The 15,070-nt window shown below is 48.8% G+C and carries 8 protein-coding genes; 7 read left to right on the top strand and 1 reads right to left on the bottom strand.

All coding sequences use genetic code 11. The features are described 5' to 3' along the window. Positions 1–205 precede the first annotated feature (205 nt). The 7 genes from R2083_RS06965 to R2083_RS06935 all read left to right on the top strand — a co-directional run bounded on the left by R2083_RS06965 (position 206) and on the right by R2083_RS06935 (position 13,108). Positions 206–4,705 carry an Ig-like domain-containing protein gene (locus R2083_RS06965; RefSeq protein ID WP_317537967.1) on the top strand — a complete coding sequence of 1,500 codons (4,500 nt, stop codon included), beginning with the start codon at positions 206–208 and terminating at the stop codon, positions 4,703–4,705. Between the two features lie 121 nt (positions 4,706–4,826). Next, entirely contained in the window at positions 4,827–6,098 is a 1,272-nt protein-coding gene (locus tag R2083_RS06960) for a GNAT family N-acetyltransferase (protein WP_317537966.1), read from the top strand. Between the two features lie 163 nt (positions 6,099–6,261). Then, positions 6,262–7,305, top strand: coding sequence for an MJ1255/VC2487 family glycosyltransferase (locus R2083_RS06955; RefSeq protein WP_317537965.1), 1,044 nt, complete (start codon positions 6,262–6,264; stop codon positions 7,303–7,305). 41 nt (positions 7,306–7,346) lie between these two features. Beyond that, positions 7,347–8,348, top strand: coding sequence for a diacylglycerol/lipid kinase family protein (locus R2083_RS06950; RefSeq protein ID WP_317537964.1), 1,002 nt, complete (start codon positions 7,347–7,349; stop codon positions 8,346–8,348). A gap of 371 nt (positions 8,349–8,719) precedes the next feature. Beyond that, on the top strand, positions 8,720–9,868 hold the full coding sequence (locus R2083_RS06945; RefSeq protein WP_317537963.1) for an ABC transporter substrate-binding protein: 1,149 nt from the start codon (positions 8,720–8,722) through the stop codon (positions 9,866–9,868). Further along, positions 9,865–12,057 carry a cache domain-containing protein gene (locus R2083_RS06940; RefSeq protein ID WP_317530756.1) on the top strand — a complete coding sequence of 731 codons (2,193 nt, stop codon included), beginning with the start codon at positions 9,865–9,867 and terminating at the stop codon, positions 12,055–12,057. Before R2083_RS06945 ends, R2083_RS06940 begins: the two co-directional genes overlap by 4 nt. A gap of 37 nt (positions 12,058–12,094) precedes the next feature. Further along, positions 12,095–13,108, top strand: a complete 1,014-nt coding sequence (locus tag R2083_RS06935) for a hypothetical protein (protein ID WP_317530757.1) — start codon at positions 12,095–12,097, stop codon at positions 13,106–13,108. Positions 13,109–13,134: 26 nt separating this feature from the next. Here R2083_RS06935 and ftsH read toward each other — a convergent pair whose 3' ends face one another. Further along, a complete protein-coding gene (gene ftsH, locus R2083_RS06930; protein WP_317537962.1) occupies positions 13,135–14,964 on the bottom strand; it encodes an ATP-dependent zinc metalloprotease FtsH in 1,830 nt (609 codons plus the stop codon). Between the last annotated feature and the right edge of the window lie 106 nt (positions 14,965–15,070).

Genomic DNA, 15,070 nt, shown 5'->3' with positions numbered 1-15,070 from the left:
CTGTTTGGTTGCTTATTTTCGCGTTTACCACACCATTACCATTGCTATAATTTAGATTAACTAATCACTCAAATTAATTAATCTAAAATGTGATTTTTATCACACTCATGTCTCTTCTCATCAGTTATACTCGCTCCGCTATTCATAACAATCAACCAATTAACTTTTTCAAACGCGCGGCAATTCATTTCGGGGAGAAAATATAATGGCGGTTAATTCAGTAATCCAGAAGGCAGATTCATTTGCGCAAAACTCCAAAGCTCAGAATGATAATTTCACGGATTTAAGCAGCGGCCGTGACAGTTTCATACTGGATGTGCTGGCGAATGATCAAGGCGGTTTATTAAAAGTGTTATGGTCTCTGGATGAAGGCAGCGACGCCGGGAACGAGCCCAGCGATTTGTTGACCCGTGATAATTACGACGCGATCAACTATAGCGAATTAGGTGCACAAATTTCGATCACCAAATTTGGCAAGGTTTCTTACGTCATCACACCTGAATTGCAAGCCAAGCTTAAAGATCTATCAACCGGTGAAAGCTTAACCGATACTTTTATCTACGCCATGAAGGTCGGTCAAGGCAATAGCCCGCTGAGCTGGGCTAAGGCAACAGTGACGCTCAACGGACTGAATCATGCGCCGGAACTGACCGGAACCACCGCCATCCTGCCCAATGGAACGGAAAATACCGGCTATGAAATTCTGGCAAGCGACCTGTTAAAGGGTTTCACCGATATCGATAAGGATGAAATAGCGATCCAGAATCTGTCGGTTACGCATGGTACGCTGACCGAAACCGCAACCGGCTGGATCTTCACACCGGAAAGCAATTTTTCCGGTGATGTCGAATTAAGCTATGACATTGTGGATGGACATGGCGGAAGTCTGGGCGCGACGCTTACATTCACGCTTGAGCCTGCATTCATAGACACTACCCCACCCACACTTTATTATTCCGAGCCTGCCGACGACACAACTGAAGTTCCGGTTACCAACAATATTGTTTTACACTTCGATGAAGCAGTCACAGCAGGATCCGGCAATATTGTCGTCACTAACGGCACAGATACCCGCCTCATTGCTGTCGATGATAGCAGTCAGATCACATTCAGCGGCAGCAAGGTAATCATTAATCCCAGTACCAACTTAATACCCAATACGACCTATCATGTCGAGATTGCTAATGGGGTGATTGCCGATTATTCCGGAAATCCTTACGCTGGCATTAGTGATCCAGCAGCACTCAACTTTACGACGATTGCCGACACCACAGCACCGGCCCTGAGTTGGAGTTGGCCGACTGAAGGACAGCCATTGAAAATCGATGACAATATCACCCTGAATTTCAATGAAGAAATCCTGACCGGAACCGGCAACATCATCATCAGCAATGGAACCGATACCAGAGTCATTGCGATTGATGACGCCAGTCAAGTAACCATCAATAACTCTACCGGCTTGGGCATGCTCAATTACGGTTCAATCACCATCAATCCTACCGAAGATTTAATTATTAATTCTACCTACAGCATCCAGATTGCTCCTGGTGTGATTACCGATACATCGGGCAATGCTTGGGAGGGAATCACTGGCGGACTGAGCTTCGGCACGATCGGCCCCGGTCCGCTTTTATCTTGGAGTAATCCTGGGGACGATATCGCTGATTTTCAGATAGACAACACGATTGAATTATTCTTCGATGAGATAGTTAAACCGGGCAGCACAGGCAATATTACCATCAGCAATGGTACTGATACGCGCGTCATCTCGATCAATGACAGCAGCCAAGTAACCTTTGATGGCTATAGTGGCATAATGATCAAACCCACTACCGATTTGGTCCCCAACACGCATTACAGTATCAAGATCGATAGCGGCGCTATCACCGATCTGAGCGGCAACCCGTACGCCGGAATCGGCGACGACACTACGCTTGATTTCTCCACAGTTACGAGTGAACCCCTGCTGGATGGGAGTTATCCTGGTGACGGCTCCACCGATTTCCAAGTGGATCAAAATATCCTACTCTATTTTAATGAGCAGATTCAGTCTGGCGGCAGCGGCAATATCATCATTAGCAACGGTCCCGATACGCATACAATCGCGATCAATGACAGCAGCCAAGTAATCTTTGATGGTTACAATGGCGTAATGATCAATCCTGCTACCGATTTAGTACCCAACACGCATTACAGCATCAAGATCGATAGTGGCGCTATCACCGATCTGAGTGGTCATGCCTATGTTGGCATTAGCGATGACACCGCACTTGATTTCTCCACTGTCACGAGCGAACCACGCTTGAACTGGAGTACGCCTGGAGATGACACGACTAACTTCCAGGCTGACGACAACATTAAACTAGCCTTCAATGAAGAGGTTCAGGCAGGCAGCACTGGTAATATCATCATTAGCAATGGTTCCGATACCCGCACCATCGCGATTAACGACGCTAGTCAGGTCACTTTCAACGGCAGTAAGATAACCGTTAATCCAACAGACGATCTGGTTCCCAATACGAACTACAGCATCCGGATCGACAGCGGTGCCGTCACCGACGTGAGTGGTCATGCCTATGCTGGCATTAATGATGACACCACGCTGAATTTTTCCACCATTTCGAGCGACCCACAGCTAATCGGCAGTAATCCCTGGGATGATTTCACCGATTTTCAAGTGGATCAAAATATCGAGCTGTATTTTAATGAGCAGATTGAGTCCGGCAGTAGCGGTAATATTGTCATCAGCAACGGTTCAGATACACGCACCATCGCGATAAACGACGCCAGTCAGGTCACTTTTGACGGTTTTAACGGTATCAGCATCAACCCGGCCGCCGATCTGGTACCCGGCACTAACTACAGCATCCGGATCGACAGCGGTGCTGTCACCGATGTGAATGGTCATGCCTATGCTGGCATTAGTGACGACACCACGCTGAATTTTTCCACCATTGCGACCGAGCCGCAGTTAACCGGAAGTAATCCTTGGGATGATTTCACCGGATTTCAATTTGATCAGAATATTGAACTCTATTTTAATGAACAGGTTAAGCCCGGCAGTAGCGGCAATATTGTCATCAGCAATGGCTCCGATACCCGCACCATCGCCATTAATGATGCTAGCCAAGTCAGCTTCAATAATTCCAATCTAGTCGTCATTAACCCGATAGCCAACCTGCTTCCCAATAGCCATTACAGCATCAAGATCGATACTGGTGCCATCACCGATTTGAACGGCCATGCATATGCCGGTATCAACGATGACACTACACTGGATTTCTCCACCATCACGGGCGAGCCTCGTCTTAATGGCAGCGATCCCAGTGACGATTCCACCGGTTTCCAAGTCGATCAAAATATCAAATTCTACTTTAATGAGCTGGTGAAGCCGGGCGATAGCGGCAATATCATCATCAGCAATGGTTCCGATACTCGCACCATTGCCATTAATGATGCCAGCCAAGTCACTTTCAGCGGTGGCAAGGTAACTATTAATCCAACAGACGATCTGATTCCCAACACGAACTACAGCATCAAAATCGATAGCACGGCTATTACCGATCTGGATGGTAATCCGTACACCGGCATCAACGACGATACCACGCTGAATTTCTCCACGACCACCAGCGAGCCGCTTTTGTCTTCGAGTACTCCGTGGGATGGTTCCACTGATTTTCCGGCTGACAACAACATTACGCTAGCCTTCAATGAAGAGGTTCAAGCGGGCAGCAGTGGTAATATTGTGATCAGCAATGGCTCCGATACCCGCACTATCGCCATTAACGACGCCAGCCAGGTCACTTTCAACGGCAGTAAGATAACCGTTAATCCAACAGCCGATCTGGTTCCCAATACGAACTACAGTATCCGGATCGATAACGGCGCTATCACCGATCTGGAAGGTAATGCTTACGCAGGCATCAGCGATGACACGACGCTTGATTTCTCCACCATTACAAGCGAGCCTCGTCTGTCTAGTAGCAATCCTGATGACAACTCCAGCGATTTCCAAGTAAACGGTGATATTCAATTGTTTTTCAATGAAATAGTTCAAGCTGGCAGCAGCGGCAATATCGTTATCAGTAACGGTTCGGATACGCGCACCATCGCGATTAACGATGCCAGTCAAGTCACTTTTAACGGCAGCAAGGTAGCTATCAATCCAACAGCCGATCTGGTTCCCAATACGAATTACAGCATTAAAATCGACACCGGCGCCATTATCGATTTAGCAGGCAATTCGTACGCCGGCATCAGTGACGATACGACGCTCAACTTTACGACATTATCCAGCGACCCGCTATTGACAGGCAGTTCGCCGATGGATGATGCTGTCGATGTTGCGGTGGGTAGCAACATTAACCTCTACTTCAATGAAGAGATAAAACCGGCAAACGGTAACATTGTGATCAGCAATGGCACGGATATACGGACGATTTCAATCAATGATTCCAGTCAGGTTACTTTCAGCAGCAGTAAATTCGGCGGCAATCAAATCTTTATCGATCCGGCAGCCGATTTGGTTCCCAATACGACTTATCATATTGAAATTGATGCCAGCGCAATCACCGATAACGCTGGAAATTATTACGCCGGAATCAGCGATGACACCACGCTCAATTTCACGACAACCGATACGCTTGTTACGCCGCCAATTGTGGGTGTGGCAGGTATTGGCGATCTGGTTTTTCCAGTTCTCTAACGCTTAAGTTGCACCCTATCAGCAGTATCATCGCGGTTGGATGACACTGCTGATAGTACATAACAAAGGCAATCGCCTGCAATTTTGCCAACACCATGCCTCATTGACTCAGAATCTCCTCATGCGACAAATTTCAGAAGCCCTGCAACGCGCTGTCCGCCATCAGCAATCCGGGCAGTTTTCCGAAGCGGAAGCGGTTTGCCGCCAAATTCTTGCCGCACTGCCGGATCAACCCGACACACTGCATCTGCTCGCGGTTATTTATGCCCAGAGCAAGCGTTTTACGCAAGCGAACGATAATTTTCGCAAAGCGATCGCCCTGGCGCCCACGCGCGCCGATTTTATCGGCAATTATGCCAATGCGTTATGGGAACAAGGTTCGATCGAAGAAGCCATCGGTTATTGCGAACGCTCGCTCGACATCAATGCTAATCAAGCCGAAGTGCTCAATGTATTGGGCAATGCGCTGATGGTGCAAAACTGCCATGAGAAAGCGGCAGAAAGTTTCCGCCGGGCGCTCCAATTGCGTCCGCGTTATCCGCATGCGCTCAACAACCTGGGCAATGCGTTGCAAAAAATGAACCAGACCGCGGAAGCGATCCCCTGCTATCAGCAAGCGATAGAATTACAGGGAGATTACTCGGAAGCCTGCAATAATCTGGGCCAAGCGTTAAAAAACCTGGGAAGAATCGATGAAGCCAGAGCCCAATTTCATAGAGCATTACAGTTAACCCCCAACTTCAACCAGGCGCGCAACAATCTTGCCGAAGTCGATTCCTGCTGGCTGGAACCGCTAGAAGGAAAAAAATTATTCCTGCGCCGTTACGAAGCGCAAGACGCTGCCTACTTACGGTACTGCCACCAAAATAATGATTTCATGACGTTGTACAATCAATACATTCCGCGCCATCAACCGGTCGGCGAATTGGCTGCAAAATTGCATCAGACACAAGCATTGCATCCTTGCCAGACTAAATCCGTCGACTGGGTCATCTTCCGCAAAAATACCGGGCAACCGGCCGGTATCGCCAATCTCGTCGACATCAACTTATCGCATCGCCGGGCAGAATTTCTGATCGGATTGCCGGATTCTGAAGATCGCACTCGCGGCATCGCACTCGAAGCGACCTTATTGGTACTGAATTATGTATTCAACCGGGTTAAATTAAACAAATTGATCGCCCATGTTTACGCGCACAATACCTTTTCCCAAAAAAACATTTTAGCGCTCGGATTTACGCAAGAAAGTTATTTGCGTGAACATCTAGTGGATCCGCATGGCAATCTTCTGGATGTGTATGGCAATGGCATGACTATGCGCGATTTTCATTCCAATCCCAGAATTTCCAAACTCTCACTGCGCATCCTTGGCCGCGATATTACCGTGGCATAAGCGGCGATTGTCTGTAATTTTCTAAGTTTTCTAGCCCTTCAGCACACCTGACTTAATCCACCAAACTGTCATTTTTCTGTCATGACAGCTTGTTACACTCTGCCCGATTTAATAAAACCCTGACACATTCAGGTTTCAAATCAGCTTAAGGAACTGGAGCACCATGAAAATTTTTTACGGCATCCAAGGAACAGGCAATGGTCATATCACGCGCGGCCGCATCATGGCGCGTGAGTTGCAAGCAGCGGATCTCGAAGTCACTTATTTATTCACGGGCAGGCCGCAGGACAAGTTTTTCGCGATGGACGTTTTTAACGGCCATCAATGGCGCGAAGGACTGACATTCGCTACCCATAAAGGTAAAATCAATCACCTGAAAACCGTATGGCAATCCAAACCGCTCAATTTTCTCAAGGATATCCGGCAACTGGATTTGCGTACTTACGATCTGGTTATTTGCGATTTTGAACCGGTAACCGCTTGGGCAGCGCGCAGGCAAAATAAAAAAACCGTCGGCATCTGTCATCAATACGCGTTCCAGCATGACATACCGCGCGCAGGTCATGACCCGGTTTCCGAAGCCGTATTGAAAAATTTCGCGCCGGTTGATTTAAGCATCGGCTTGCATTGGCATCATTTCGATCAACCCATTCTGCCTCCGGTGATTGAGACACCTTTTATTTCCGAACAGATTCAAAAAAACAAAATTGTCGTTTATCTGCCGTTTGAAGATCAGCAGTACATCATCAAACTGTTCGCACGCTTCAAAAATTTCGAGTTCTTCATCTATTCCCCGGAAGCGTCGCCTTCTCAGCATGCGCATATTCATTGCAAACCCTTGTCGTTGACCGGATTTCAGCAGGATTTGTCGGATTGCGCGGGCATCATCTGCAATGCCGGTTTTGAATTGGCCAGCGAAGCATTGCAATTAGGTAAAAAAATCCTGGTAAAACCCGTGCATGCGCAAATGGAACAAGCTTCCAATGCAGCAGCGCTCAGCCTGCTGGGTTATGGTCAGATGATGCAAACCGTCGATGCCAAACGTATTGAGCAATGGCTCTACGAAACTAAAGCAATCCGTGTCACTTACCCGAACACTGCCAAACATCTGGTGCAATGGATCAAGGACGACATGCCGCCGGTCGATCGGCCGTGGTGCGATCGAATCTGGTCGGAAGTCAATGTCATCCCGGTTGAATTATCGTGAATTTGAACAAATACACTGGAATTAACCCGCACATTTCATCCATGAACGACAATCATTTGTTTCAACCCAATCCGCTGCTGCTCAAAATACCCGCGCCGGAAAAAATCCTGATCATTTTTAACCCGATATCCAGCGCTGGCAATACCGAGGCGCTCGCGCATCAACTGGCAGCGGCGCTGTCACGGCAAGGCAAGCATACTGAAATTTGTCCCTCCGAGAAAAAAATGAAGGGCTATACCCGCATCGTGGATAACATTTCGTCCAGTGACCTGGTCGTTGTGGTGGGCGGTGACGGCACTATCCGGAAATTATTGGATCTGCTCAACAAAACAACCACGCCGGTGTATGCCATACCGGGTGGAAACGAGTCGCTGTTTGCGCGTTCCTATGCCATGAGCACCGAAGCGGACGATTTGCTCCAGGCCATCGCTTCCGGCGTTTGCTTGCAGCAGTTTTACGGTTTGATCAGCGGCCAGGGCATTCGCGGCGAGAAACCTTTTTTTCATATGGCTTCAATGGGATTGGATTCATTAACGGTCAAGAACATCGGTAAAAGAAAAGGCCCACTCAACGATTCGATTTATCTCTGGCATGGACTGAAAGCGCTGTGTTCATTGCATCACCCTACCGTCTCAGTGAATGTCGATGGCGAACAAGTCGTCGACCATGGCTCCGGCTATGTCATCGTAGCCAACAATTCGGCCTATGCGAAAAACCTGCAACTCGTGCCGAGCGCCGATCCGTCCAAAAACGAATTGGTTGTCGGGTTTCTGCCGGGCGCCCGGCCGCAGCATGAATTGGTCAAGGCCATGCGCATTCTGCAACAAAAACCCGCCAACCTCCCCATGCAGTATTTCAGCGGCAAGCACATTGCTTGCACGTTGCACGACAAGGCCTATCCGCTACAGGTCGATGGCGACTATTTCCGCAATCGCGACATCGAAGCCGAAAGCACCGTTGTATTCAGTGTCAGTCAACGGCCCATCCGGGTATTAATTCCACCCGCTCTGAATACAACCGCATTGCGCGTCAGCGGCGACTGATTCCCTACCTTTATTGGTTTTACTACCACAGATTCTTAATTGACTGTTCTCCAATGAGAATCCCGGATTCACGGGATTCTCCTCATACCGTGCAAGCACTACCAGCAATACCACAAGCTGGATTCAATAATTCCACCCGCTGCTGAAGCCTTTGGCATTACCTGCATGGCTTTGATGCATGCTATTGATAAAACAGCTGGAATGGTTTCTATGTCGCGACAGATATGATATGGTATCGCATTTAAGGTTGAAACAATCTAAGATACAGAATGTTAGTCGATAGAGTTAATTATACACTCGAAATTAAACCAAACCATCGATCAAGCCAAAATAATACCGGCAGCGCAATCCTTCTCATCTGAATAACCAGCATGTTTAAATCCATCCCGATAAAGAAAATAACCCTTTTCTATACACAATGTTGCGCCTATATCGTTGTGCTCTGCTGGTGCAGTCTTGCGCATGCCGAACCCATAGCACTCGGTATGAGCACTTCGCTCAGCGGCCCCAATCAGCTATTGGGACGCGCCATGTACCTGGGTATGAATGCTTTGTTCGAGGAAATCAATCAGCAAGGTGGTATTCGCGGCCGCATGATTAATCTGACCGTACTCGATGATGGGTATGAGCCGGATAGTGTCAAGGTGAACACGATGCAGTTGATCGATCAGCATAAAGTCATCGCCATCGTCGGTAACGCCGGCACGCCGACGGCCGCGATTGCCGCACCCATCGCCAATGCACGTGGTGTGGTATTTTATGGCGCTTTCACCGGCGCCGATTTATTGCGCAAGATTCCGCCCGATCCTTATATATTCAATTTCCGCGCCAGCTACCGGCAAGAAATGGAGTTGATCGTGCAGGATATTCTGGATCGCGGTATTTCTCCGTACCGCATTGCACTCTTTTTGCAAGATGACACGCTGGGACAGACTGGCTTCGATATCACCAAAGCCGTCTTGGAGCAATCGGGCTTCAAGCATACCGACCGGCTGCTGGTCACGTACTACCCGCGCAATTCCTTAGCGATACAAAGCGCAATCAAAGCGATGATTCAGGCAACACCGAAGCCCGAAGCGATCATCATTGTGGGCGCATATCAACCCGCCGCGCAGTTTATCCGCTTTTCTCACCGCATTTTCCCCAATGCGCGGTTTTATAACTTATCCTTTTCCGCCGCTTCGTTATTGGCCGATGCCCTACCCGGCATCCATGGACGAATCTATATGACCCAGGTGGTGCCGCCCGCAGAAACCGGCTCCGAGGAGCAAGACTTCATCTGGCGCGAAGGCTATCTTGCGGCGCAGGTTCTGGTGAAAGCGCTGCAAAGCATCCCCGGTGAGATCACCGGCGACACTCTGAAACAAGCGTTGGAGAAGTTAGGATCGGTTAATTTGGAAGGTTTTGGCACAGTCACCTTAAATCCCGGCGATCATCAGGCAAGCGATCATGTTTGGCTGACGCATCTGGATAAAACCCGCCAATGGAATAGCGTAAAAACTACCGGAGAAGATAATTGAAGGTAACCCAGCAACTTGAATCACCGGAACAAGCGAAGTGGACATTCGTTTCCTGGATCAAGGCAATTCTCGGTATTTGCATGGTCATCTTCCTATGCATTTTTATTGCGTCAACCAATGGTATGGTGCAGAAATACCGCACCACCATGCAACTATCGCAACAACATGCACTGGCCACCACGCAAACCATTGCCGATTCGATTAACGATCAATTAACCGCGCTGGCTTCCGCCGCCAATGAGCTTGCGGAAAACTTACGGGAAATTTCCTGGAGCCAGGAAGCAATCGATACTGCATTGAACGAGGCGGCACTCAATCATTTTGGTTTCAATGCGTTGGGCGTGGCTTTCGATTTATACCAAGCCGACCCGCAGCTGCGTCTGTTTGCACCCTTTATCCGCCAGCAAGGCACGGCCTATCAACTGGACCGGATCGATCAGTATTATGACTACACCGGTCATGCGGCGTATAGCGCGAAAAACGGCAACAGCAAGAATGGTGACTGGTATCTGCAAGCTACCGGCGGAAGAAGCGGTTGGCTGGCGCCCTACTTTGATATGGCCTATCAGCAGCATACGTTAAAGTATGTCGTACCGTTGCAAAAAAATATGAGCGCCACAAAAGTGTCTGGCGTGGTATTTTTGGATATCGATCTGGATTGGGTCAGACAGCAAGTCGAGAACCACGATGTTGGCGATAATGGTTATGCCATCGTCGTCAATGAATTCGACCAAATTATCTATCATGGACTCAAGGGTTCCAAGAAAATTGTCAGTGATTTGAATCAAGCCATTACGCCGGCTTACTTTGCCGAATTCACGGCGGGGAAATTAGGGACAAATGAGCTCACTGGCCGCTCCGCCTGGTTCAACCGCTATCCCATTGGCGAAACCGGATGGTATGTGTTAACCGTGATGAATGCGGAAATCGGCAAGAAGCACTTGTTTGAGAACGACAACGAAAATGGCGAAGATACCCGGGTAATTCACGAATCCGATTTGATCAGCTGGATCATCAATGCTGTCGTGTTGTGCCTGCTGATTTATATCTGGATTGCGTTCATCAAACAGCAGCAATCGGTCGCGCAATTGTTACGGCATGCGTTTATCACGTCATTGCTGCTGACCGTGGGCATCGTGTCGATCTGGATCACGGAATATTACACACCTTCAGTGACCCGCAATCAATCGCTGACACTATCGAACCGCGCGATCGTCGAGCAATTTCAGAACGATTATGCCGTCGCTGCGCTGCAGGAATCAAAAACACCACCTTTTTTTGTTCCAACCGGCTTGTTCATTCAGTCAATTGAATTTCAAAACGCGACCAACGTGGCGATAACCGGCTATGTATGGCAGCGCTTTCCCAAGCACTTTGAAGAAGATATCGAGCATGGCGTCATTTTTCCCGAAGCCATAGAAACATCCATAACAGAAGCGTATGAGCACGAGGAAGGCGATGAAATCGTCAAAGGCTGGTATTTTGAAGCCACATTACGAGAGACCTTCGATTACAAAATATATCCCTTCGACCGGCAACTCCTCTGGGTACGTCTCTGGCATACCAGTTTTTCTAAAAATGTCATTCTCGTGCCGGATTTTAAATCCTTCGATAGCCTGAATCCCAATACTCTGCCGGGCGTTGAGCAGGATTTTGTTTTATCCGAATGGAATCCATCGCGGGCTTTCTTCGGCATCAAGGTGAATAAATACAACAGCAATTTCGGCGATCGTCAATTCACCAGCCACGACAAGATGCCGGAACTGTATTTCAACCTGGAAATCTCGCGCAATATTGTAAATCCATTCATTGCGCATTTATTTCCTCTGGCTGTGGTGCTATTAATGCTATACGGACTCGTTCTCACCATCTCCAAACAAGAAGCGAAACTGACATTCACCGGCTTCAATGTATCGACCATCGTCGCCGCGTGCTCGGCGCTTTTTTTCATCTTATTGATTATGCATGTGCAGCTGAGAGACGAACTGGCGGTAAATACCATTGTATATTTGGAATATTTCTACCTCGTCTCATACATTACTATTTTGATGGTAACCGTCAATGCCGTGCTGATCTCATATGATCCGCCGCTTGGGATATTGGCATTTAAGGACAATTTCATTCCAAAACTTATTTATTGGCCGATCTTGCTGACTTGGATTTTTACCATTACTGCCATTCTATTTTAACCGCTTGCCTTTAGTGTCACGAATACCAGGAGCAACCATGGAAGATAATCAATCGCCCGATCCTTATAAACAAACAAGTCTGAGGTATCAGCTCTACCGGGAAGCGCGGGCCATGGCCGAATACGCGCTTGCCAACGGCAAAACCGTGCCGGATAAGGTGATACGTACCATCGATACATTTACTGTACAGAGCGGCACCGCTTTGAATGACCGGATTCATGTCCGGACCGATCTGGATATTGGTGAATTGCTTGCAGCGCACTGCGCATTGGCGAGAATAGTGGAGCCCGCCAAACCGAATACCATTTTGTTGCTGGATATCGAACAAGGGGTTACCGGATTCATGAAATTTCTCGGCCCGGTTTCATTGATCCGCCAAATGATGATCGCGGCTATCGTGTCGCTGATGTTATTCATCGGACTGACTTTGACCGAAGAAGTAAGCAACGACAGCGGCAATATCATGTTGCAGGATGGCTTGGAATTGCTGCTCAATCTGATGTTCTATCTGGCCGCGGCCGGATTGGGTGCTTCATTTGCCGCATTGTATAAAGCCAATACGTTTATCGCCAATGGCACTTTTGACCCCACCTATCATGCTTCCTATTGGATTCGTTTCTTTCTAGGCCTGATTGCCGGTTTGATTCTCGCCATCATGGTTTCCGAGGATTACTTCAGCAGGCACTTGAGTGAAACACCTTTCCTGGAAAAAGGCATTATCCGGCCGTTGCTGGCCATGCTCGGCGGCTTCTCCGCCGACCTCACACATACGGTTTTAAGCCGCTTGGTTGAAACGATCCGGTCGCTGTTCACCGGCAGCCCGAAAGATCAGCTTGCCAACAAGAGGAAAGCCATGCAGGTGGATTTCGCCGCGCAACAAAACCAGCAACACATCAACATGGCTTCCAATCTGATCGATCTCCAGCAGGTGATCAACAGCGGCGCGACACCGGAAGAAATCAATCAGAAAATTGATCAAATATTAAAAGATGCGCTGCCTAATTCGGATATCCGGTTAAGATCCGCGGAAAAACAGGACGATGACAGTTAAATCCTCCTGTTTTCCCGCGCTGGCGCTTACGGCTGGTGCACGTAAGCATGAATCGCCTGTTTTAATTGCAGGATTTCCGGTTGATTCAAGGTTTCGGTCTTGAGCAGCGCTTCCGCAGTCTGATCCAGTAAGTTACGGTTATTTTGCAAGATATTGATAGCGCGCTCCAAAGCCTGATCGACCAGCACGCGCACGGCAATATCGATTTTGTTCGCGGTTTCCTCGCTGTAAGTTCGGCTTTGCGGCAAGGCCATATTGGGTTGCAAGAAAGCTGACTGCTCACGGTCGTACGCCACATTACCCAATGCCTCGCTCATGCCGTAACGCAGCACCATGGCACGCGCGATATCGGTGGCGCGCACCAGATCATCCGCAGCACCCGTGGAAACCTCATGAAACACCACTTGTTCGGCCGCTCTACCGCCCAGCAGCACCGCCATTTTGTTCAGCAGTTCCACTCGCGTCATGAGATAGCGGTCTTCCGTAGGGCGTTGGATGGTATAACCCAGAGCACCGACACCGCGCGGAATAATCGATATCTTATGCACTTCATCGGTACCCGGTAACGCAAGTGCTACCATGGCGTGACCGAGTTCATGAAAAGCGACGACACGCCGCTCGTTGGGATTGAGCAGGCGGTTACGTTTTTCCAATCCGGCCACAATGCGCTCAATGGCGTTATTGAAATCGTCCATTGTCACCGATACCGCTGCGCGGCGTGTTGCGAGTAACGTTGCTTCATTGATCAAATTCGCCAGATCCGCACCGGTAAATCCCGGCGTTAAAGCAGCGATCTGCTCGATTTTGACATCGGTATTCAATTTCACTTTTTTCGCATGCACGGCAAGAATCTGTTCGCGCCCGGTTTTGTCGGGCCGGTCCACCAGCACTTGGCGGTCAAACCGCCCGGCGCGCAACAGTGCCGGATCGAGAATCTCCGGCCGGTTGGTTGCAGCCAGCAGCACGATGCCGCTGCTGGAATCAAAGCCATCCAATTCCGCCAGGAGTTGATTCAGCGTTTGTTCCTTCTCATCGTGCCCGCCACCCATGCCACCATAAGCACTGCGGGCGCGCCCTAATGAATCCAGTTCATCGATAAAAATGATCGCTGGCGCCATTTGCCGCGCTTGTTCAAACAGATCGCGCACCCGAGCTGCACCGACACCGACAAACATTTCGACGAACTCCGAACCGGAAATGGAAAAGAACGGTACACCCGCTTCACCGGCTACGGCCCGCGCAAGCAATGTTTTTCCAGTGCCGGGCGGTCCCACTAGCAAAATACCTTTCGGTGCGCGCCCGCCCAAACGGCCATAATCCACTGGATTTTTGAGGAAATTGATAATTTCAACCAATTCTTCCTTGGCTTCATCCACACCCGCCACATCGTCGAAAGTGACTTTGGTTTCTTTTTCGACAAAAACCTTGGCGCGGCTTTTACCGATCGACATCAATCCGCTTCCCACACCGCCGCCCATTCGGCGAATCACGAACAACCAAATGCCGACAAAAATCGCCGTTGGCACGATCCACGACAGTAAATCGCGCAGCCAAGTGCTTTGCACCACGCCGGTATACACCACGTTGTGTTTATCCAGTATTTCCGCCAATTCCGGCTCCACTCGCGTGGTCACAAAATCTTTGAGCCCATCGGCATTTTTTTCTTTCAGTGTGCCAAAAATCTGATTTTGCGTTATCGCAATCTCAGCCACGCTCCCCTGCTCGAGCAAACGATGAAACTGGCTATACGGAATGGGTTTTACTTGAGTGTATTGCGAATAAAGATTCTGGATCAACAGCAAACTTAACAATGCCACAATGACATACCAGAAGTTAACATGTGTTTTTTTGTCCATTGTTCAACCTCGATTTATGGGTATGAAGAATTCTAGATGGCGCCATGACAAACGCCGTCATAAGATACCTCAAACCGGCATAAGTTTCAGCAAACCACAGGAGATA

This window comes from Nitrosomonas sp. Is35 (assembly GCF_033063295.1).
In the GTDB taxonomy this organism is placed as follows: domain Bacteria; phylum Pseudomonadota; class Gammaproteobacteria; order Burkholderiales; family Nitrosomonadaceae; genus Nitrosomonas.
The sequence above is the reverse complement of the archived record's forward strand: the minus strand, read 5'-3'. Positions and strand labels throughout refer to the sequence as shown.

Bases quoted from the DNA above. Each gene is read 5' to 3' on its own strand.
- R2083_RS06935 (WP_317530757.1), top strand. From the start codon at position 12,095: ATGGAAGATAATCAATCGCCCGATCCTTATAAACAAACAAGTCTGAGG.
- R2083_RS06960 (WP_317537966.1), top strand. From the start codon at position 4,827: ATGCGACAAATTTCAGAAGCCCTGCAACGCGCTGTCCGCCATCAGCAA.
- R2083_RS06965 (WP_317537967.1), top strand. From the start codon at position 206: ATGGCGGTTAATTCAGTAATCCAGAAGGCAGATTCATTTGCGCAAAAC.
- ftsH (WP_317537962.1), bottom strand. From the start codon at position 14,964: ATGGACAAAAAAACACATGTTAACTTCTGGTATGTCATTGTGGCATTG.
- R2083_RS06950 (WP_317537964.1), top strand. From the start codon at position 7,347: ATGAACGACAATCATTTGTTTCAACCCAATCCGCTGCTGCTCAAAATA.
- R2083_RS06945 (WP_317537963.1), top strand. From the start codon at position 8,720: ATGTTTAAATCCATCCCGATAAAGAAAATAACCCTTTTCTATACACAA.
- R2083_RS06955 (WP_317537965.1), top strand. From the start codon at position 6,262: ATGAAAATTTTTTACGGCATCCAAGGAACAGGCAATGGTCATATCACG.